We start from the raw sequence: 1,887 nt of genomic DNA on the forward strand, positions 1-1,887 counted from the left end.
CGTCATTAGAGATCGGGTTGGTACCTTGTCCCTGGGCCAACAACGACAAACGAAATTGCGCAGGTCACGAACCGGCGATTCTTCAATGGACTGATATACGAACCTCAGTGGCTGAAATCGCTTGCTGCATTTCTCACAAAGATCGTCGCCTTGGCAATATCCTTCGTCAACTCGCGGTCGCGATCGAGAAACGGAACCGAAGAACGGAAGTTCTCGAACAGAGGGCGGGTGCCACCTCCGAGAGGCAGCGAAGGGTTTGCCCGCAGGCGCAAATCGACCGCCTGCGCCGCATGCATCAACTCAATGGCGACAATCGTGTAGAGATTATCGACAATGTGCTGGAGGCGGTATGCCGCGAGCACCGAGTTGGTCGCCGTGTCCTCGATATTTCCTGCGAGCGGCACCGTGTTCGTGGAAACCGGGCCGCTCAGCGCCTGGATCTCGGCGTCTAATGCTGCGTAGGTCTTCTGAATCGCCGAAAAGGCCAGGGTCGTCTTCTCGTCGGGCGTAAGAAAGCGGGACAGCTTGGTGAATTCGGGCGCGTCGAGCCGCGTGATGCGCGCAGCCGCGGCGCGTGACACGTGGCTCAAGGCGATACTGGTTGCCTGCAGAGACACGACCCAGCGCAACGGCTCGAAATTGCCGGTTGGAATCACGGCGCCCGACACCTGCGGCGCGCTCTCCGGGCCGCAGGGATTCTTCACCGCTACCGGCCCGACATAGTATGCATTGACCTCCTCGGGTGCGTCAGCGTCCGGCTTGATGCCGAAGATCACCGCGGGGTTATCGTCGGAGGAATTGATTTGTGCGAGCAGGCGACGCTCTAACTCACGATCTTCATCGAATGCGACCGCCAGCACATGACTCGCAGTGCGAAAACTCAACGGGTCCTGCAGAGCGCGGTTTTCGTCACGCGACCAGAGATAGCTGCCTCTGAGGAGGTGTAGCACGTTGGCTGCGATGAGCTCTTGAGTTCGATGAGCCGAATGAACGGCCGGGAGAAACGGCGAGACATTTCCGTTCAGCGCTTCCAGGCTGATCGCCAATACCTGGGTCTCTAGCGATAGCACCCGCTGTACGTCATCCTGTGCCAGCACGGCAACGGCTGCAGCGTAGGCATTTGAACTCATGATCGCTAGCGAATCCTTGCCGAATGGTTCCAACTTTTCGATCTTTGCATCGGCAAGAGCCTGCGCCGCGGGCATCCTGTGTCCGTTATAGTTGACCTCGCCTTCTCCCATCATCGCGAGGCCGATATGAGCGAGGATTGTGATGTCGGCTTCGCCCACCGAGCCGTGGGTCGGAAGCACAGGATGGATTCCCTTGTTCAGGAAGTCGCGGTAAAGCTCGGCAACCCGGGGCTGAGCGCCCGTTCGCCCGACCAGCATCGTATTCAGGCGTATCAGCATCGCTGCCCGCACTACGGTCTCGGGCGCCTCTGGGCCCGCGCCCGCGCTCGTCGCCAACAGGTTTCTGATGTTGAATTGGCGAGAAGGTTCGCAATCCTTGCTGGTCAGCGGTCCGCTGAAGATCGGCTGGTCCTTATTTTGTCCGACCCCGTAATTCACGCCGTAGATCGGGAGACCTTTTATCGCGGCCGCGATCAGCACATTAAATGATTGGCGCATTTGCTCCATTGCAGAAGGCGCGATCGCCACTGGAGCGTTGTGCACCGCTACCTGGATGACCTGCGAAATGGTCAAGCTCTTCCCGTCGAGCAGTATGGCGTTGCCCTGCGCTGTAGCAGGCAAGGCCCGGAGCACTACGGCGATGAATATGCCAAATGCTGGAAATCGATGCTGAGTGGCCATGAAATGCCCCACCCTCTCATAAGTTTTTTCCATCAAGCAGCGGCCGGCCTGTGGTCTGAACAGCCAAGTTATACTT

At 58.6% G+C, this 1,887-nt stretch carries 1 protein-coding gene; it reads right to left on the reverse strand.

Going from position 1 to position 1,887, the window contains the following annotated elements; all coding sequences use genetic code 11:
• Positions 1–104: 104 nt before the first annotated feature.
• On the reverse strand, positions 105–1,887 hold a 1,783-nt coding region (locus WB528_RS05685), incomplete at its 5' end, for an HAL/PAL/TAL family ammonia-lyase (protein WP_423887451.1).

This window comes from Bradyrhizobium sp. (assembly GCF_049586575.1).
Taxonomy (GTDB): Bacteria; Pseudomonadota; Alphaproteobacteria; order Rhizobiales; family Xanthobacteraceae; genus Bradyrhizobium.